Source organism: Anaerobacillus sp. 1_MG-2023 (genome assembly GCF_030547345.1).
GTDB classification, from domain to species: domain Bacteria; phylum Bacillota; class Bacilli; order Bacillales; family Guptibacillaceae; genus Guptibacillus; species Guptibacillus hwajinpoensis_B.
In genome coordinates this window covers 67,867-85,383 of record NZ_JAUORD010000002.1, presented here as the reverse complement: position 1 = coordinate 85,383, position 17,517 = coordinate 67,867, and the positions used below count along the sequence as shown (strand labels likewise).

Here is a 17,517-nt window from a genome sequence, read left to right as displayed (position 1 = left end):
AGTTAATCTCCCCATCTCTTAGTATTCTACTCGACACTCGATCGAAAGAAAAGATAATTCACTAGGAAATCTGTCATATCATGGAAGGACAAGCATATCGTAGTACAAAGGAAATCATTCTGAAGGAGTTGCGAGAGATGCGAAAACTATTGTTAAGTTCCTTATTTCTGCTTGTCCTTCATACAACTTATTATGATTTAACAACAGGAACCCTTACAAATAACAGAGCTATTTCAGAAGTATCAGAAGCAGTCGAAGTAGTGTCACCTGAAAAAAACTCTCCCTATGTGGTTTATAAAATAAATGCTGGCGATACTGTTCTTTCTTTAGTAGAAAAAGCGAACGGCTCAATACCGGTTCCGATTGAAACGGTCGTTCACGATTTTGAAACATTAAATAAAATTCATCCAACTCTTATACAAATTGGGAAAGAATATAGGATACCTACTTATGACCAAACATCTGCTCAATGATTATTTCTTGTCAATAGCTCTCTAAAGTTGCTACAATGGGATAGTATTACAGATGAGTCTTATTCCCTACAAGGGAGTATATAAAAGCGATCTAAATCATGAGGTAAGCAATCCTACATGTAAAAGGAGCGATTTTCGCATGAATGAAATTACCCACCGTAGTCAAACTAGACCTGTTAAAGTAGGTCCTTTAACAATAGGCGGTAACGATGAAGTTATTATTCAAAGTATGACAACAACCAAAACTCACGATGTGGAAGCAACAGTTGCTGAAATCAATCGTCTTGAAGAAGCTGGTTGTCAGATTGTACGAGTAGCTTGTCCAGATGACAGGGCAGCAGATGCAATCCCTGAAATCAAAAAGAGGATTAATATCCCTCTTGTCGTTGATATTCACTTTAACTATAAGCTAGCACTAAAAGCTATTGAAGGTGGAGCAGACAAGATACGTATTAACCCTGGTAATATTGGACGTCGCGAAAAAGTGGAAGCTGTCGTAAAAGCAGCCAAAGCAAAAGGCATTCCGATTCGCATTGGCGTTAATGCTGGTTCACTTGAGCGAAAAATCCTTGAAAAATACGGCTATCCTACAGCTGAGGGAATGCTAGAAAGTGCCCTTCACCATATTAAAATTCTTGAAGACCTTGATTTCTACGATATCATCGTCTCCATGAAAGCTTCCGATGTTAACCTTGCAACTGAAGCATATGAACTGGCAGCACGTTCTTTTAATTACCCACTGCATCTCGGAATTACAGAGTCAGGGACTCTATTTGCAGGTACAGTTAAAAGCGCAGCCGGTCTTGGTGTTATTCTTTCAAAAGGAATCGGAAATACGGCGCGTATTTCTCTTAGTGCGGATCCGGTTGAAGAAGTAAAAGTAGCTAGAGAGCTTCTTAAATCATTTGGACTTGCAGCGAATGCAGCCACATTAATTTCTTGTCCAACTTGTGGGCGTATCGAAATTGACCTTATTTCAATCGCAAATGAAGTCGAAGAGTACATTTCAACAATCAAAGCACCTATTAAAGTAGCCGTGCTTGGATGTGCAGTGAATGGTCCAGGTGAAGCGCGTGAAGCTGATATCGGTATTGCAGGTGCACGTGGTGAAGGTCTCCTCTTCCGACATGGTGAAATTATCCGTAAAGTTCCTGAGGAAACCATGGTAGAAGAGTTGAAAAAAGAAGTCGACAAAATAGCAGAAGAACATTACAAGAAAATGGCAGAAGAAAAAGAGAAAGCTGAAGCTAACTCTTAATTCTTTTTCTTGATCAAAGAAGAAAAGCCAGGCACTTTTAAAGTGCCTGGCTTTTCTATTAAGGTTTTCAACTAAAAGAACGGTGCGAAGAATAAGCTGATGATCATTGAAGCGGCACCAACACCAATCGCCCATGATCCGAGCGTTGTTAGTCCCTTTCTCCTAGCAACAAATCCTACGACGATTCCCGCTGCTCCAAGAATGACGGGAAGTATGAACAAGGAAATAACCGATAAAGCAAGAGCAGCTACACCCACTCCCACTCCTGTTCGATCCTGTTCCTGTCTTTTAGCTTCAAAGTGTTCATGATACTCCTCAGCAGTTGGACGTTCATTTTCAGGCGACTGTAAATAAGGACGGTCTAATACACCAGGGGCTACTTCAGCTGCAGCTTCCTCAAGATATTCCTCTTCCGATTCGCTGCGAACTTCGCGCTCCTCGATAAAGTCCAGATCGTCATCATGTCTGTCTTCTGTCATATACATCCCTCACTTTACCTTGTTGTGGAGCATGATTAGTATTTGTCAGTGAGTGTAAGAATATGTTCGTTCAATCAGTAAGATAATCCCAATTCCTTCTTATTGCCTTTCTTTTCTATGATATGATGAAAAGAGAGCAAATCAAAAAGGAGTTATATTATGACGATCAAAAGACTCGGACTTGATATTGATGGAACTGTAACAAGTCCTAAAACCTTTCTTCCTTATTTAAATTCTTCATTTAATAAACAATTATCATTACATGATATCACTCAGTACAATCTCGCTAACCTTCTCGGCATTCCTCAAAAAAAGTTTTTTGAGTGGTTAAAAACAAATGAAGAAAAAATTTACGCAAATGCCCTTATCGCGGATCAAGCTCATCCTATCCTAGAAGAATGGAAATTGGATTATGAACTTTTCTACATTAGTGCAAGAGGGGATCATTTACTCAACACAACAAAAGACTGGTTTACATCAAATGGCGTCCCTTATCATCATATCGAACTTATTGGAAAACATGATAAAATTGATTCCATTAAAGAACATAGCGTTGACGTTTTTTTTGAGGATAAATACGATAATGCATGTGCGATTGCAGAGGAATGTGAGATCCCAGTGATCCTTTTTGACACTCCATACAACCAAGGAACAGTGCCTTCTAATGTATCTCGATTGGAAACATGGCCAGAAGCTCAACAGTGGCTTAAGCACCATAATAAAAGCGGAAGAGCATAATTATGCTCTTCCGCTTTTAGGCATACGCCTGACATGCAACACAACGACCGTACACTTCAAATTTATGTCCTGTTACTTCAAACTCAGAGTCTCCTACTGGAATGTTCTCCATTGGACAGGATTCTATTTGGCGTGTTTTACCGCAATCCAGACAAATGAGATGATGATGATGCGTATTGGTTGAACAGCTAAGACGATAGCGCTTTTCACCGTTCCATTCTGTCTCCTCTAATATCGTTAAATCCGCAAACAGAGTTAAATTTCTGTAAATCGTATCAACACTCATCCCGGGATAGCTTTCTTGCATATGGTTCAGCACATCTCTTGCTGAAAGATACCTCTTTTCTTTGGCGAAAAGAGTGACGAGATCCTCCCGTTTTTCAGTGTATTTATAACCTTCATCCTTTAAAATACGCAATGCTGTAGAGACATTCATATATCCACCTCATTATGTTAAGATTTCCACTGTTTTAATCTTTTGAATAGAAGCACGAACAACAAGATCAACGCTGATAGAATAACAATTGTTCCACCCGGAGCAATATCTAGATAATATGCCAGAACAAGTCCACCAAGCACCGCAATTTCTCCCAAAATAATGGAGTATACGATTGTTTGCTTAAATCCTCTAGCAATTCGAATACTTGCAGCAACAGGAAGCGTCATAAGCGCCGAAACGAGTAGTACTCCTACAATCTGCATCGAAACGGCAATCACAAACGCGACAAGTAAAATAAAAATGAAATGAATCCACTTTCCTCTAACACCTGATACGATTGCTTGCTCTTCATCGAATGAGAGAAAAAATAGTTCTTTGTATAATAAAATCACAACAAGTACGACAATAATCGTTATCACTGCCACAGCCATTAAGTCACTTCGACTAATGGCAATGACGCTTCCGAATAAATAATTAAATAGATCAGAATTGAATCCATCTGCTAATGATAAGAATACGACCCCAAGTCCAATCCCCCCAGATAAAGTAATGGGGATCGCTAGCTCTTCAAAATGCTTGTACACTTTTCGCAGTTGCTCAATAAATAACGAACCCGCTGCAGAAAATCCCATTCCCATATAAACAGGATTAACGCCCTGCCAGAATGTAAAATACTTACCTAGAAGTAAACTAGCAGCTATTCCTGCCAAAGTAATATGTGATAAAGCATCCGCTATTAATGCCTGTCTTCTAACAACAATAAACACTCCAAGTAGCGGCGCAATAATTCCAATTAATATGCCCGCCAAAAAAGCGTTTTGCAAAAACTCAAATTTCCATAAAGCTTCTATCATTTTCTAAATGCCTCCGTGATCATGGTCGTGACTTAGAACGTGAACATGATGGCCATAAAATCCAGATAGTTCACGATCATTAAATTGTTCAAATTCATTTGTTTCACCATGAAAGTGAAGGGTTTTATTCAAACATGCCACATGCGTTACTTTATCCGTAATCGTTCCGATATCATGTGTGACAAGAAGCAAGGTAATGCCATTCTCCTGATTAAGCTTACCAAGAAGTTCATAGAAATCACTCGTTGAATTAGCATCTACCCCCACCGTAGGTTCATCAAGAATAAGAATTTCTGGTTTACTGACAAGCGCTCTTGCAATAAACACTCTCTGCTGCTGTCCACCAGAAAGTTCTCCAATATTACTTGATGCATAATCACTCATTCCTACTTGTTTGAGAGCCTCCATAACTGCTTTTCGATGTGTTGCTTTCATAAATTTGAATAACCCAAGTTTACTCGCTAATCCCATTGAAACGACTTCAAATACAGAAGCAGGAAATCCTGAATTAAAACTATTTGCTTTCTGAGAGACATAACCGATTTTACTCCACTCATGAAACTTATTCATCTTCTTGCCGAATATATTCACTTGGCCCTTTTGAGGCTTCAATAGTCCAAATATGATTTTAATTAAAGTTGATTTACCTGAACCATTCGGACCTACAAGTCCTACAAATGCTCCACTAGGAATAGAAAAAGTAATGTCTTCAAGAACATATCCATCCCCATAATGAAAAGAGATATTCTGAAGATCAATGATATTTTGAGAAGTTGCCATAAATAAAACCTTCCATCTATAAGAATCATTACGATTTACATTATGTAGTATACCTTATATGATAAACATTTGTAAATTTCCTTGATGAGATTCTATCAGCCAGCCGTAATTTGATTGGTCATAAATCGGATAAAAAGTTCCTCCATAACACTAAATGGCCACAGCTTTCAGACTTGAAAGCTGTGGCCATCTTTACGCTTCTTCGGAGAAAGAAACGAAGGTGCTTTTTAGCTGTGTTTACATTTCATGAAGGGTAGCCATCTCCTGAATCTCTTCTGAATAGCTGCTTTTCGGTGTTCCTTTTTCTGCTACATAAGCCTTCAATCCGCCGATACCTCGGTTATAAGCTGTCAGAGCTTCATCCCAATTCTCATATTTTTCATAAAGATAATCAAGATAGGTGACGGAAAGTGTTATTGAAAAATAAGGGTCAAATAGCTTGTCTTCTGAATAATCAATCTCCGCCATATCTGCAATCCACGGAGCCGTATTTGTCATGAATTGAGCCATCCCATAAGCATGCCCATACTTTGTTTCTGGCCCAATGAGTTCAGGGTCAAACGTATTTCCTGTCTCAACTTTCAGAAGCTCATAAACGATTGTAGGATCAATATCTTCTTTCATAGCCTGATACGTTAAAAACAATCCCCACTTCTTACTAAACTTCCCCTCGCTATCTTGGTAGAACTGTTCAGAGTAAGCTTTTGCCTGCTTCCACTCTTCTACACTTACTGTGTCTGGGTCAAGTGAGTAACCCGTTTCTTTTTCTAATTTACTAATAGCTGTCTGTGTTTTCATCTGATCATTCTGGGATGATTTCTGATCCAATTCACCGACAGTTGTTTCAGCATCGGCCACCTGCTCATTAAATAGATGAGATTGTACAAGGACTAATGCTAGAACAAGTGTTAGAACAATTACAGTGATCATAGACAGAGGTTTTTTGATGTTGTTTTGAATAAAATTAATAGTGTTGCACTCCTTTTCAACTGGTATTAATAAAGCTGAAGAGCACCAGTTAAGGTAATACCCTATCATCTTTTTCTCAAACCTTTCTACTATTTTGCTCATAAATCATTACAATTCCATAAGAAAAAAGACCCCCGGTATAGGAAGTCTAATGAATTGGAGATTTGAATTTCGCCCCTCTTGTTTCTTGAGTATTCATAATTGTAATAAATGCATGAGGGTCAATGTCGTAGATCACACTTTTTAGTTTCGTTACCTCTAACCTTGTTATAACTACATATATTACTTCTTTCTCCTCGTCAGTATAACCACCTTTACCAACGAGTTTTGTCGTTCCTCTACCAAGTCGATCTAAAATAGCATTCGAAATTTCCTCGTATAAATCCGAGACAATCAATACAGCTTTCGTTTCATCAAGACCTTGAATCACCGTATCAATTGTCTTAAAAGCGATATAATACGCCATTACAGAATACATCGCATTCTCCCAACTGAAAACAAATCCAGCCCACGTAAAAATAAATATGTTTGTAAACATAACAAACTCGCCAATTGAAAAAGGAATTTTTTTCGTTAACAAAATCCCTAATATTTCAGTACCATCCATTGAACCGCCATGTCTAATCACCAATCCAACGCCTAGTCCCAATGTCAATCCGCCGAAAACCGTACCAAGAATAGGTTCCGTTGTAAATGGATCTGTATGATGAAGAAAGGTTTCGAATGTAGCAAGCCCGATAATCCCAAATAATGTTGAAAAGGCAAACGTCTTACCAATTTGCTTATAACCATAATACATAAATGGAAGATTTAACACGACAACCAGAATAGCAAAATTAAATGCTGTGAGGTGATCTAAAATAAGGGATACCCCTATAATTCCACCGTCAATCAACTGATTTGGAACTAAAAATAATTCAATGGCTGCGGCAGCGAGAAAAGCGCCAATCATAATCATAAAAAGTCTATAAATTAAATGCGTTTTACTTTCTTTCCTATGCTGTTTTTTTTCCATGGGACCCTCCAAAGTATGTCTCTTATTTCTTTGAAGCTTATGTTAAAGAGCATAATTGTCTATTGGCTCATTCACGATATGTCATGAGTCAAAACTCAAGAAAACGATAATAAAATAACCTGATCCTAAAAGTTTAGAATGTTCTTTTGCGAACACCATCGTGAACTGTGTGCATAGTATGAGATAGGCAAAGGGGGCATCGTGATGAATCCAATACAGCTTCAACTTGTAAATTTTAAATTGAATCGAATTACAACAGAGGAATTGCTTCAACTATCTAACCAATATGGTATTACACTTTCAGCAACTGATGCAAAGAAAATTGTGCAAATTTTAAAACAAGAAAATATTGATATCGCTAACCAAACGCAACGAAAACGTATATTAATGAAAATTAGTCGTGAAGTTAGTCCTTCGGTTGCGTCACGCGTAAACAAGTTAATTCTCTCTTTTCTTACCCAATAACAAAAAACCGCTTAAGCGGTTTTTTGTTAGACAGACATTAGTTTACTTTTTAAATCTTCATCAAAATTTTGATTTCGAAGCATTTCAATCTCTAATTTATAAGGCGCCTTCTTATTTTTCTTGTCTTCTCCTACATAAGGCGTTTCTAAGATCTTAGGAACATCTTTCAATTGAGGATGATGAATCACTTTATTAAGTGCATCAAAGCCAATGTGACCAAACCCAATATTTTCATGACGGTCTTTAGACGCACCACGCTCATTTTTACTATCATTCACGTGAAGCACCTTTAACCGATCCACTCCGATCATTCGGTCGAATTCATTTAGAACTCCGTCAAAGTCATGAACAATATCATAACCTGCATCGTGCGTATGGCAAGTATCAAAACAAACGGATAACTTTTCATTATGTGTAACACCCTCAATGATTTGAGCTAGTTCTTCGAAGCTCCTTCCGCACTCAGAACCCTTACCAGCCATTGTTTCAAGAGCGATTTGAACTTCTTGATCGGCTGTTAGCACCTCATTTAATCCTTCGATAATTTTCTGAATTCCTTTATCTGCCCCAGCACCTACATGAGCACCAGGATGGAGCACGATTTGGCGAGCACCAAGAGCATGTGTACGCTCTATTTCAGATCTGAGAAAATCGACTCCGAGCTGAAAGGTTTCAGGTTTTGTAGTGTTTCCAATATTAATAATGTATGGCGCATGGACAACGATGTCACTGATACCATTCTCTTTCATATGGGCCGAACCTTTATCAATATTAAGCTTTTCAATCGCTTTCCGCCTCGTATTTTGAGGTGCACCCGTGTAAATCATAAAAGTTGTAGCGCCATATGAAACAGCTTCTTCGCTTGCTCCGAGAAGCATTTTATCACCGCTCATTGAAACGTGTGAGCCTATTTTCAACATTATCTTCAATCCTTCCCTTTTCACTTCATCATTTTATTATATCTTTTTGCTAACCTGCCATCTAATGATGTCGATTGAAAAAGTATATTTAACACATGCTCTCTCATAATGATTAAGCAGACAAAAACCCTCTGTTATAAGAGGGTTTTGAATTATTTCCGACCGCGCTTTTGCTGAATCCGATCTCTTTCCTGCTGCATTTTCTTTTTATAGCCTGGCTTTACTTTCTTAGGCTTAGGTACAAAAACCTCAGGTTTTGATGAGGTAGGCTTTTTTCTTGGAGTTACGGGCTTAGCTTCTACCCACTCACCATTTTTAATTTCTTTGTATTCGATGCTAATACCTTTTGAAGATAGCTTTTGTATAGCTTGTTGATCAGATGGTTCTGCCAGTGTATACGCTATTCCATCGTGACCCGCTCTTGCTGTACGTCCTACTCGGTGAATATAGAAATCCAGATCTTTTGGTAGTTCGAAGTTAATCACGTGTGAAACGCCCTTAATGTCGATCCCTCTTGAAGCAAGGTCAGTTGCGACTACATACTGACATTCAGCTTCCTGGATTTTCTTCATAATTTGTTTACGCTGACGTGCTTGAACACCTCCATGAAGTCTTTCAACGTTATGGCCATTTTCGATAAGGAAGTCAGCCACTTCATCTGCCGTTTGTTTAGTGTTAGTAAAGACAAGAGCAAGATAAGGATTAATTGCCTTAGTCACATTCAAAAGTAGCTCTTTCTTCTCCTTATATCGCGCAGGAATAAAAATGTTCTCTACTTTATCAGCCGTCACCTGTTCTGCATTCACTTCTACAAATTTAGGATTGTCCATGTACTTTTTCAAAAATGGCTGCAAGCTCTTTGGAATAGTTGCAGAGAACACAAGCATTTGTAGTTGTTTAGCCATTCGAGATGCGATATAGTCTACATCTTCAATGAATCCCATGTCCAACATTTGGTCCGCTTCATCAACAACAAGCATCGTTGCAGGAAAAACGCTTAGCGCCTGCTCTTCAACAAGATCCTTAATACGCCCCGGCGTTCCAATGACAATATGTGGTGTGTTTTTCATACGACTAATCATACGTTTACGATCAGTTCCACCTACAGCCTTTTTAATAGAAATTGCCTCTTCTTCAGGAAGCGTAGAGATCAATTTTAACGATTCGTTGTAAATTTGATCGGCCAATTCTCTCGTAGGCGCTGTAATAACAGCCTGACATTCATTTAATCCACTATCAATTCGATGAATAAGTGGGAGTAAGAAAGCAAGCGTTTTGCCTGATCCTGTTTGCGATTGTCCGATCGCACTGTCACCATTGCGTATCGCTGGGACCAGTCTCTCCTGTATTTCGGTTGGTCTGTTGAATTTCTGAGCTTCTAGAGCATCAACTAAAAAAGGCTTAAGCCCTAATCTATCAAAGTGTTTCATTATTATTGTTCCTCCATCCATTAATCCAACTTGTATTATAGAACATTTTTGCTCAAAGCGCCATACGTTAAGGAAAGAGCGATCATCTTATTTATTTTAGAAAGCCATAAATTCGGTGAAAGTGATCGTTTTTCAATTTCGCAACACGTTTACAATAGTCGCCGAACAAGAACAACAGAAACTTTAAGGTTGAATCGTAGAACACCATTATAAAAAGTAAAGCGATTCCCTAACTAATTTCACTTCATAAAACTTCTCATTACTTGTATTGCCCATTAATCTCTATTCTCACACCTTCTATTTTTGCGGCATACCTTATTAATACCAAGAGCTTATTATGGTCAAGTTATCATAAGGAGGGTAAGACATGAATCAATTTCCTCCCTCCCCTCAAAGTGGTCCGGGTCCAGGTATGGGCTTTCCATTTTCCGGAGGAGGGTTTCAAGGTCCTGGGCCAGGATTTGCACAGCCTCAGCAAACAGGAGGTGGCGGCGGTCTGCTATCCAGGTTTTTAGGAGGAGGCGCCCCTCAAGGAAGTCAGGGACTCCCGACTCCTCCAGGAGCATTTCCAGCCATGCAACGAGGTGCCATCCCAGGTTTACCCCAACAAGCCGGCATGCTCTCTAGAATCCTTCCGGGTGCCGGACAGGGTGGCATGGATATGATGGGAATGATCCAAAATGTTCAAAAAGTGATGCAGGCTGCTGATACAATTAAACCAATGGTGCAACAATACGGTCCAATGGTTAAGCAGCTCCCAGAAATGATTGCTTTGTTTAAGGAATATCAGAAGTCTTCAGGGTCAAGTGAAGAGGATGAAACAGAGGATGAAGTCGAAGAAAAACCGAAAAAGCAGAAAAAAACTCCAAAGAAAAAACCAACTAAGAAGCCCACAGGGGTAAAAGCCAAGAAAAAAACAAAAACGACAAGCTCAAATGAAATCAGTATCAAGTCTAAACCGAAACTCTATGTATGAACATCGTGATTCATTGAGTTATCTCGGAATCTCCTTTATAATTAAGTAAGATCAGTTATACAACAATCCGTATTTGGGTTGAGGAGGTACTCGATGAAAGTAACTAAAATTTCGCCAAGAGGTTATTGCTATGGTGTTGTCGATGCTATGGTAATTGCACGAAATGCCGCATTAGATAAAACATTACCGCGCCCGATCTTTATACTCGGGATGATCGTTCATAATAAACACGTGACAGATGCATTTGAAGATGATGGTATCATTACACTTGATGGACCAAATCGGATGGAGATTCTCGAAAAAGTAGAATCAGGAACTGTCATTTTCACTGCACATGGTGTTTCACCTCAAGTTCGAGAGTTAGCGGAGAAAAAAGGCCTTACTGTACTTGACGCTACCTGTCCAGATGTAACAGTGACACATGATTTAATTCGCGAAAAACAAAAAGAGGGCTATCACGTCATTTATATTGGCAAAAAAGGCCACCCTGAGCCTGAAGGTGCGATGGGGATTGCTCCTGATATTGTGCATCTTGTTGAAAAGCCTGAAGAAGTTGACGAACTTGAAATCGATTCTGATAACATCATTATTACAAATCAGACGACCATGAGTCAGTGGGATGTTCAAGAAATTATAGAAAAAGCAATGGAACGTTATCCACACGCGGTTATTCATAATGAAATTTGTAATGCCACTCAAGTTCGTCAGGAAGCCGTAGCCCAACAAGCTGGTGATACTGACTTAGTTCTTGTGGTTGGAGATCCTAAGAGTAACAACTCTAATAGACTTGCCCAAGTATCCATTGAAGTTGCTGGCACACCAGCCTATCGGATTGCGGATATTTCTGAATTAAAGCTTGAATGGCTTGAAGGTGTTGAAACAGTTGGAGTAACTGCAGGTGCTTCTACACCAACTCCGATTACAAAAGAAGTGATACGTTTTCTTGATCAATATGATCCTGACAACGAAGAAACGTGGACTCGTGAGCTAAACGTTCCTTCTTCTAAAATTCTCCCTAAAGTGAAAGTGAAAAAATAACAAAAATCCCGCCTACTTTTAGGCGGGATTTTTGTTTATCTAAACTGAAAGGGGTCCGTTATTTCTTGTGAAGACATAATAACCGTATCAAAATTTTTCTCTTCTACAAAAGCCTGCAATTTTTCCCGTACACCCTCAATCATAATCTTTTCAATATTATGGCCTGCATCAATAATTTGGAGCCCCTCCATCATAGCATCGTGAGCTACATGGTAATAAATATCACCTGATACAAATACATCTGCTCCACTAAATCGAGCTGCACTAATAAATTTATTACCGTCTCCACCTAACACAGCAACTTTTTTTATTTTAGAAGTAAGATCTCCTACAATTCTAACACCACTTGCGCCAAGCTTTTCTTTCACATAATCAGCAAAATCTTCTAATGTCATTTCTGCATCAAGATGACCTATTCTTCCCAGCCCAAGATTTTCTGGTTCATTTTCTAAAGGATAAATATCGTAAGCTACTTCTTCATAAGGATGCGCCTTTTTAACAGCATTTAAAACCTTCGCTTGTTGATCTCCATGAAAAATGCTTTCAATTTTCACCTCTTGAACAGCTTCTAACTCTCCTGATTCACCAATAAATGGCTGCGCTTGAACTGTGGGCTTGAATCGGCCAGTTCCTTGAGAAGTAAATGTACAATCACTATATTCGCCTATAAACCCTGCTCCTGATTTCGAAAGAGCTGTTCTAATTTGTTCCTGATGTGTAATTGGAACGAATATAGCTATTTTCTTTAGTTCTCGTTGAAATGTTTCAACAAGAACGCTCGTTTCTTGTAGTCCTAATGCATCCGCGAGCATATCATTTACACCGCCAGGGGCAACATCTAAATTTGTATGTGCCGCGTAAACAGTGATGTCATTTTTAATTAGCTTCTCCACCATTTTCCCCTGTTCTGTATCCAAATTGATTTTCTTAAGAGGACGGAAAAGGAGGGGGTGATGGGCAATAATTAAATCTACCCCTTCTCGAACTGCTTCGTCTACCACGTTGGGAAGAACATCAAGCGCGGTCATTACCTTTTTAACCTTTTTGTTTAAGCTTCCGATTTGCAAACCAATTGGATCTCCATTTTCGGCATACTTCTTTTTTGACCAGGACTCAAATTCTTGAATAAGCGCCTGAGCTGAAGCTATCTTGCTCATGAGATTACCTCCTTAATAATGTCACGTTCATTCGTTACCTGCGCTTCTTTGTCAGAAACACCTTCTGTATTTGTAAGAGACTGTAAGATTCGTTCTCTTTTCTTTAATTCAACCTGCCATTTTTTCATAAACGCTTCATTTCTATCCTTTAGGAGAAAGGGGCCTGCAAGTAAATTCTTTTGAAGTTCTTTGCCGTCCATTCCAGCGTAGGGTTGCTTTCCATTGCCAGCATCAAATACAAGGACTTCGTAAATTTTATCATCTTCTTCAAGAATCCGTTCCTCGACAAGTTCCCAGTTCAAATCCGCAAGCCGTTCACGTAAAAGATGTGCCGCAACATTAGGTTGTAAGATTAGCCGCTTCACATCTTCTAGCTTCTCTACTCCGCCTAGCAAGATATCCCGTATGAGTTGTCCTCCCATTCCTGCGATTGTAATCACATCCACTTCTCCAGGCGAGATGACTTCAAGGCCGTTTCCCTTACGTACTGTTATCTCATTGGTGAATCCGCTTCGCTTAACTTGCTTGATAGCCGATTGGTATGGACCCTCGTTCACTTCTCCGGCAATTGCCATAGTAATACGTTGATGATTCATCAAATAACATGGCAAATAGGCATGATCAGATCCAATATCAGCCACTTTGCTTCCCTCTGGAACAAAATTCGCAACCATTTTCAAACGTTCAGATAATAATTTATCGTTCATTTTTTCACCACTACTTATCCAGTTTTCTTTTCTATAGTTTACCCTCTCTGCATGCAAGCTAACAAGAATTTGCATTCTAGAAAGGTTAATTGACATACAAATAGAAAAGCCTCCTGTTCTCACAGAAAGCTTTTTTCCTTCTTATTTTTTCTCAGATAACCACTGAGCTACTGCTTCAGCTTGTTCTCCCTGAATAACTCCAGCTGGCATTCCCGACCCTTTACCATTATTAATAATGTCGAGAATTTCATCTTTGGAGTACTTTCCGCCAACAGCATTTAGAGCTGGTCCAACCTGGCCGCCTAGATCACCGCCATGACAGGAAGCACAGTTCTGAGCGTAAATATCTTCTGGTGCTGCTGCTTCAGCTTGTTCTTGCTTCTCGCCTTCACCTTCAGCACTTTCTTCGCCGCCCTGTTGCAATGCCCAGAAAGAAACACCAATAATGAGAATTAATCCGATAACTGCCGTCCATGCAAATGGAATAAGCGGATTCTTTTTCATTTCTTTTCCTCCTTGTACCGATTCGCTGATATCGTTTTCCCCAATTATGTAAGAGTAAACAAATCATAACTTATTTTACTTGAAAACGCTATGAAAGAAAAGGGGAAGCGAGGCAAATCACATATTTATCATTGATTTCACTCTATACTTATCATAGCAAATTTTTTTAATAAAACAAACGGCATCAGCACAATCACTGATGCCAACAATTATTTTTATTTGGATATTTCTGAATTAAGGTTCGCCCATTCAACTGCTGATTCACGTAACTTGTATTTTTGTATTTTCCCCGAAGCTGTCATTGGATACTCATCTACAAAGAAGACGTGTGCAGGTACTTTATATCTTGCAATTTTACCTTTGCAGTATAACAGAATATCGGCAGCATTAACTGCTCCTTTTTCTTTTAATTGAATGCATGCTACTACCTTTTCACCGTATTTCTCATCTGGTACTCCAATAACCTGAACGTCCTGAACAGACGAATGGGTATACAGAAATTCTTCAATCTCTCTGGGATAAACATTCTCTCCCCCACGTATAATCATATCTTTCAAACGTCCTGTAATCTCTACATACCCCTCTGAGTCCATTTTAGCGATATCTCCAGTATGAAGCCATCCTTCTTCATCAATCACTTGACTCGTAGCCTCAGGCATGTTGTAGTACCCTCTCATCACGTGATACCCTCTCGTGCATAGCTCACCCGCTTCGTCAGATGGAACCTCGAGGCCTGATACGGGATCAACTATCTTCACTTCGACACCTGGTAAGGCTCTTCCCACTGTATTTACTCTATACTCGAGCGGATCATTGGTTCTTGTTTGGGTAATTACTGGTGAAGCTTCAGTCTGTCCATAAGCTATTGTTATTTCTACCATATTCATTCTTTTCATGACGTTTTTCATCACTTCTATCGGACATGGGCTTCCAGCCATTATGCCGGTCCTTAACGAGCTTAGATTATAGGATTCAAATTCAGCAAGACTGAGTTCGGAGATGAACATCGTTGGTACACCATGAAGTGCTGTACATCTTTCTTTCTCCACAGTTCTTAGTACCAGTTCTGGTTCAAATTCAATGATCGGAAAGATTGTCGCTCCTACAGAAAAAGCCGCTAAAGTTCCGAGCACACAACCAAAACAGTGGAAAAATGGAACAGGAATACAAAGTCGGTCATTATGAGTGAGCTCCATACATTGGCCAATCTGGTAGCCATTATTGAGAATATTATTATGAGTGAGCATCACTCCTTTCGGAAAGCCGGTCGTTCCTGACGTATACTGCATATTAATGACATCGTCTGGATCAAGTTCTCCATTTCTCATTTCTAATGCTTTATCTGTCACCGATACGCTTCCCTTGAGAAAATCTCGCCAATTCATGAACAAAGAACGTTCTTCTGATCCAATATAAATAACATCTTTCAAATATGGAAGGCCAGCTATCACACATTTCCCACCAGTCAGTTGATCATTGCTTTTTTGAAGTTGCAAGAAAACCTCAGGATAAGAAGTGCCTTTGAAGCCATCAATTAAAAAGAGACGAGTGGATTCTGACTGCTTTAGGACATATTCTAACTCTGATGATTGGTAATTCGTATTAATCGTGACAAGGACCGCCCCCACTTTTGCAGTGGCAAATTGCAAAAGTAACCATTCCGGCACATTCGTAGCCCAAACTGCTACGTTCTCTCCTTTAGTAACACCCAACCCTAGCAACGCTTTAGCAACTCTGTTTACTTCATTATTGAACTCTTCAAATGTGAATCGAATTTTTTCTTTTGAGTAGACGACAGCTTCTTTTTTCCCAAACTGATCCACTTGTCTTTCGAGCATCGATCCGATCGTCTCATGAAGCAAATTCGTCATAGTAACACTCCTATCATCATTAAGAACCCAGAAGAGATAAAGAGATCATCTTCTTCTCTTCTGGACCATGGTATTTACTTAGTTAATAATCAGTGTTGGTTTTGGCTCCTTTACGACTTGAACCAAAATTAACTAGTTAATGGGGTTCACTAATAAATTCATGTTATGAAAAAGACAATAATAGAGAAACTTCAAGAGTAACAACTAATCGAGCGCTCGTTCAGTTTAACAACCAATTTCTCGAGCAATAACCATTCTTTGGATTTCTGAAGTACCTTCTCCAATTTCAAGTAGTTTTGCATCTCTAAAATAACGCTCAACGTGATAATCGCGCATATATCCATTTCCTCCATGAATCTGAACAGCTTGATCACAAACTTCCATACAAATTTCTGAAGCATAGAGCTTACAAATAGAAGCTTCTTTTGTAAATTTCTTCCCTTGATCTTTCAACCAGGCTGCTTTATATACCATCGTTCTCGCTAATTCAATTTTCATCGCCATATCCGCTAGCTTAAATTGAATCGCCTGGAAGCGTGAAATAGCACGACCAAACTGCTTACGCTCATTAGCATACTGTAACGCCTTCTCATAAGCTGCCTGAGCAATCCCTACTCCCATAGCACCTATTCCAATTCGACCACCATCAAGAGTAATAAGAAATTGTCTAAAGCCATCTCCGCGTTTCCCCAGCAGATTTTCTTCTGGGACTCTCACGTCTTCCATTACAAGTTCCGTTGTGTTTGAAGAATGAAGTCCAAGCTTCTCATAGTTATCAACTACTCTAAATCCTGGTGCAGAAGTAGGCGCAATGATTGCACTAATTTCTTTATTACCATCCTTACGATCAGTAATAGCCGTTAATGCAAGATGATCAGCATATGAAGCATTCGTTATATAACATTTGCTTCCATTAATTACCCATTCTCCATTTTTCAGTACTGCTTCAGTCTCGGTCCCACCTGCGTCAGAACCAGCATTAGGTTCTGTTAAACCAAAGGCTCCTAATGACTCACCGGAACAGATTGGGGCAAGATATTTCTGCTTCTGTTCTTCAGTACCAAATAAGTTCAGCGGTGCCCCTCCTAGTGATACGTGCGCCGAGTATGTAATTCCAGTTGAACCACATGCACGACTCAATTCCTCTACTACGATTGCAAAGCTGACGGTATCTGCACCGCCTCCTCCATATTCTTCTGGAAATGGAAGCCCCATAATCCCCAAGTCACCAAGCTGTTGAAATATCTCTTTTGGAAACCTTTTCTCTTTATCGCGTTGTTCGGCACCTGGCGCCACTTTTTCGTCCGCAAATTCTCGAATCATTTTCTGAATCATTTTTTGTTCTTTCGTTAAGTCAAAGTTCATGAACAAATAACCTCCTGTAAATAAAAATCCAATAATGTGAATGCGCTTACATTTCATTATCTCCTTTGATTGCTACTTT

General features: G+C 39.3%; 19 protein-coding genes. 6 read left to right on the top strand and 13 right to left on the bottom strand.

Going from position 1 to position 17,517, the window contains the following annotated elements:
• Positions 1-137: 137 nt before the first annotated feature.
• Positions 138-473 carry a hypothetical protein gene (locus tag Q4550_RS04175; RefSeq protein ID WP_303530582.1) on the top strand — a complete coding sequence of 112 codons (336 nt, stop codon included), beginning with the start codon at positions 138-140 and terminating at the stop codon, positions 471-473.
• A 139-nt stretch (positions 474-612) separates the two neighbouring features.
• Positions 613-1,731 (top strand): flavodoxin-dependent (E)-4-hydroxy-3-methylbut-2-enyl-diphosphate synthase, encoded by a 1,119-nt coding sequence (gene ispG, locus Q4550_RS04170; protein ID WP_194219537.1) that lies wholly within the window; start codon positions 613-615, stop codon positions 1,729-1,731.
• 71 nt (positions 1,732-1,802) lie between these two features.
• Here the strand turns inward: ispG and Q4550_RS04165 are convergent, their stop codons facing one another.
• Positions 1,803-2,210 (bottom strand): hypothetical protein, encoded by a 408-nt coding sequence (locus Q4550_RS04165; protein WP_303530580.1) that lies wholly within the window; start codon positions 2,208-2,210, stop codon positions 1,803-1,805.
• Between the two features lie 159 nt (positions 2,211-2,369).
• Here Q4550_RS04165 and Q4550_RS04160 point away from each other — a divergent pair, with 159 nt between their 5' ends.
• Positions 2,370-2,948 carry a hypothetical protein gene (locus Q4550_RS04160; RefSeq protein ID WP_303530578.1) on the top strand — a complete coding sequence of 193 codons (579 nt, stop codon included), beginning with the start codon at positions 2,370-2,372 and terminating at the stop codon, positions 2,946-2,948.
• Between the two features lie 16 nt (positions 2,949-2,964).
• Here Q4550_RS04160 and Q4550_RS04155 read toward each other — a convergent pair whose 3' ends face one another.
• The 5 genes from Q4550_RS04155 to Q4550_RS04135 form a co-directional block, all read right to left on the bottom strand.
• Positions 2,965-3,384, bottom strand: a complete 420-nt coding sequence (locus Q4550_RS04155; protein WP_303530577.1) for a Fur family transcriptional regulator — start codon at positions 3,382-3,384, stop codon at positions 2,965-2,967.
• Between the two features lie 17 nt (positions 3,385-3,401).
• Positions 3,402-4,241 (bottom strand): metal ABC transporter permease, encoded by an 840-nt coding sequence (locus Q4550_RS04150; RefSeq protein ID WP_303530576.1) that lies wholly within the window; start codon positions 4,239-4,241, stop codon positions 3,402-3,404.
• Between the two features lie 3 nt (positions 4,242-4,244).
• A complete protein-coding gene (locus tag Q4550_RS04145) occupies positions 4,245-5,021 on the bottom strand; it encodes a metal ABC transporter ATP-binding protein (protein WP_194219533.1) in 777 nt (258 codons plus the stop codon).
• A gap of 237 nt (positions 5,022-5,258) precedes the next feature.
• Positions 5,259-6,059 (bottom strand): lytic transglycosylase domain-containing protein, encoded by an 801-nt coding sequence (locus Q4550_RS04140; RefSeq protein ID WP_303530574.1) that lies wholly within the window; start codon positions 6,057-6,059, stop codon positions 5,259-5,261.
• Between the two features lie 79 nt (positions 6,060-6,138).
• Positions 6,139-7,005 (bottom strand): YitT family protein, encoded by an 867-nt coding sequence (locus Q4550_RS04135; RefSeq protein WP_303530573.1) that lies wholly within the window; start codon positions 7,003-7,005, stop codon positions 6,139-6,141.
• Between the two features lie 204 nt (positions 7,006-7,209).
• On the opposite strand from Q4550_RS04135, the gene Q4550_RS04130 reads away from it, so the two are divergent.
• Positions 7,210-7,470 carry a DUF2624 family protein gene (locus Q4550_RS04130; protein WP_194219531.1) on the top strand — a complete coding sequence of 87 codons (261 nt, stop codon included), beginning with the start codon at positions 7,210-7,212 and terminating at the stop codon, positions 7,468-7,470.
• Positions 7,471-7,496: 26 nt separating this feature from the next.
• Here Q4550_RS04130 and Q4550_RS04125 read toward each other — a convergent pair whose 3' ends face one another.
• Together Q4550_RS04125 and Q4550_RS04120 are read right to left on the bottom strand one after the other, a co-directional pair.
• Complete coding sequence (locus Q4550_RS04125; protein WP_303530572.1) at positions 7,497-8,390, bottom strand: deoxyribonuclease IV; 894 nt, start codon at positions 8,388-8,390, stop codon at positions 7,497-7,499.
• Between the two features lie 152 nt (positions 8,391-8,542).
• Entirely contained in the window at positions 8,543-9,820 is a 1,278-nt protein-coding gene (locus Q4550_RS04120; protein WP_194219529.1) for a DEAD/DEAH box helicase, read from the bottom strand.
• Positions 9,821-10,187: 367 nt separating this feature from the next.
• Between Q4550_RS04120 and vrrA the strand changes: the two genes are divergently transcribed.
• Both vrrA and Q4550_RS04110 read left to right on the top strand, forming a co-directional pair.
• Positions 10,188-10,796, top strand: a complete 609-nt coding sequence (gene vrrA, locus Q4550_RS04115) for a VrrA/YqfQ family protein (RefSeq protein WP_303530571.1) — start codon at positions 10,188-10,190, stop codon at positions 10,794-10,796.
• Between the two features lie 93 nt (positions 10,797-10,889).
• Complete coding sequence (locus tag Q4550_RS04110) at positions 10,890-11,834, top strand: 4-hydroxy-3-methylbut-2-enyl diphosphate reductase (RefSeq protein WP_303530570.1); 945 nt, start codon at positions 10,890-10,892, stop codon at positions 11,832-11,834.
• 35 nt (positions 11,835-11,869) lie between these two features.
• Here the strand turns inward: Q4550_RS04110 and Q4550_RS04105 are convergent, their stop codons facing one another.
• The 5 genes from Q4550_RS04105 to Q4550_RS04085 all read right to left on the bottom strand — a co-directional run bounded on the left by Q4550_RS04105 (position 11,870) and on the right by Q4550_RS04085 (position 17,438).
• Complete coding sequence (locus Q4550_RS04105; RefSeq protein WP_303530568.1) at positions 11,870-12,991, bottom strand: Nif3-like dinuclear metal center hexameric protein; 1,122 nt, start codon at positions 12,989-12,991, stop codon at positions 11,870-11,872.
• Positions 12,988-13,698, bottom strand: a complete 711-nt coding sequence (locus tag Q4550_RS04100; protein ID WP_303531119.1) for a tRNA (adenine(22)-N(1))-methyltransferase — start codon at positions 13,696-13,698, stop codon at positions 12,988-12,990. The genes Q4550_RS04105 and Q4550_RS04100 overlap by 4 nt, the downstream gene beginning before the upstream one ends.
• A gap of 141 nt (positions 13,699-13,839) precedes the next feature.
• Positions 13,840-14,202 carry a cytochrome c550 gene (gene cccA / locus Q4550_RS04095; protein WP_194219525.1) on the bottom strand — a complete coding sequence of 121 codons (363 nt, stop codon included), beginning with the start codon at positions 14,200-14,202 and terminating at the stop codon, positions 13,840-13,842.
• A gap of 215 nt (positions 14,203-14,417) precedes the next feature.
• A complete protein-coding gene (locus Q4550_RS04090; protein WP_303530566.1) occupies positions 14,418-16,073 on the bottom strand; it encodes an AMP-binding protein in 1,656 nt (551 codons plus the stop codon).
• Positions 16,074-16,298: 225 nt separating this feature from the next.
• Positions 16,299-17,438, bottom strand: coding sequence for an acyl-CoA dehydrogenase family protein (locus Q4550_RS04085; protein ID WP_303530565.1), 1,140 nt, complete (start codon positions 17,436-17,438; stop codon positions 16,299-16,301).
• Positions 17,439-17,517: the final 79 nt, after the last annotated feature.

What these genes read in the sequence shown, in the direction of transcription:
- Q4550_RS04145 (WP_194219533.1), bottom strand. Translation starts at nt 5,021, where the DNA reads ATGGCAACTTCTCAAAATATCATTGATCTTCAGAATATCTCTTTTCAT.
- Q4550_RS04135 (WP_303530573.1), bottom strand. Translation starts at nt 7,005, where the DNA reads ATGGAAAAAAAACAGCATAGGAAAGAAAGTAAAACGCATTTAATTTAT.
- Q4550_RS04165 (WP_303530580.1), bottom strand. Translation starts at nt 2,210, where the DNA reads ATGACAGAAGACAGACATGATGACGATCTGGACTTTATCGAGGAGCGC.
- Q4550_RS04125 (WP_303530572.1), bottom strand. Translation starts at nt 8,390, where the DNA reads ATGTTGAAAATAGGCTCACACGTTTCAATGAGCGGTGATAAAATGCTT.
- Q4550_RS04090 (WP_303530566.1), bottom strand. Translation starts at nt 16,073, where the DNA reads ATGACGAATTTGCTTCATGAGACGATCGGATCGATGCTCGAAAGACAA.
- Q4550_RS04105 (WP_303530568.1), bottom strand. Translation starts at nt 12,991, where the DNA reads ATGAGCAAGATAGCTTCAGCTCAGGCGCTTATTCAAGAATTTGAGTCC.
- Q4550_RS04150 (WP_303530576.1), bottom strand. Translation starts at nt 4,241, where the DNA reads ATGATAGAAGCTTTATGGAAATTTGAGTTTTTGCAAAACGCTTTTTTG.
- Q4550_RS04140 (WP_303530574.1), bottom strand. Translation starts at nt 6,059, where the DNA reads ATGATAGGGTATTACCTTAACTGGTGCTCTTCAGCTTTATTAATACCA.
- Q4550_RS04085 (WP_303530565.1), bottom strand. Translation starts at nt 17,438, where the DNA reads ATGAACTTTGACTTAACGAAAGAACAAAAAATGATTCAGAAAATGATT.
- Q4550_RS04155 (WP_303530577.1), bottom strand. Translation starts at nt 3,384, where the DNA reads ATGAATGTCTCTACAGCATTGCGTATTTTAAAGGATGAAGGTTATAAA.
- cccA (WP_194219525.1), bottom strand. Translation starts at nt 14,202, where the DNA reads ATGAAAAAGAATCCGCTTATTCCATTTGCATGGACGGCAGTTATCGGA.
- Q4550_RS04120 (WP_194219529.1), bottom strand. Translation starts at nt 9,820, where the DNA reads ATGAAACACTTTGATAGATTAGGGCTTAAGCCTTTTTTAGTTGATGCT.
- vrrA (WP_303530571.1), top strand. Translation starts at nt 10,188, where the DNA reads ATGAATCAATTTCCTCCCTCCCCTCAAAGTGGTCCGGGTCCAGGTATG.
- Q4550_RS04130 (WP_194219531.1), top strand. Translation starts at nt 7,210, where the DNA reads ATGAATCCAATACAGCTTCAACTTGTAAATTTTAAATTGAATCGAATT.
- ispG (WP_194219537.1), top strand. Translation starts at nt 613, where the DNA reads ATGAATGAAATTACCCACCGTAGTCAAACTAGACCTGTTAAAGTAGGT.
- Q4550_RS04160 (WP_303530578.1), top strand. Translation starts at nt 2,370, where the DNA reads ATGACGATCAAAAGACTCGGACTTGATATTGATGGAACTGTAACAAGT.
- Q4550_RS04110 (WP_303530570.1), top strand. Translation starts at nt 10,890, where the DNA reads ATGAAAGTAACTAAAATTTCGCCAAGAGGTTATTGCTATGGTGTTGTC.
- Q4550_RS04175 (WP_303530582.1), top strand. Translation starts at nt 138, where the DNA reads ATGCGAAAACTATTGTTAAGTTCCTTATTTCTGCTTGTCCTTCATACA.
- Q4550_RS04100 (WP_303531119.1), bottom strand. Translation starts at nt 13,698, where the DNA reads ATGAACGATAAATTATTATCTGAACGTTTGAAAATGGTTGCGAATTTT.